Below are 230 nucleotides of genomic sequence, written 5' to 3'. Positions count from 1 at the left end.
GAACAATCATCACATTCATATAATTTAAAGTCTCTTTTAAAACCATATTTATCATGACGATAGTCATATCTTTTAAATCCCAGTCTTTGATTGTTCGGACAAATGAATTCATCGAATTCAGTCTTGGGATTTGTTTCTACAATATCATTTACATGTCGTGAAATATCATTTGTGGAGATAAGAACTAAAGTTCCAATGGTAGAGTAAGTTGAGTCATGTTATAATCTTTA

The organism is Staphylococcus sp. HMSC065D05 (assembly GCF_001813195.1).
Lineage (GTDB): Bacteria > Bacillota > Bacilli > Staphylococcales > Staphylococcaceae > Staphylococcus > Staphylococcus epidermidis.
The sequence above is the reverse complement of the archived record's forward strand: the minus strand, read 5'-3'. Positions refer to the sequence as shown.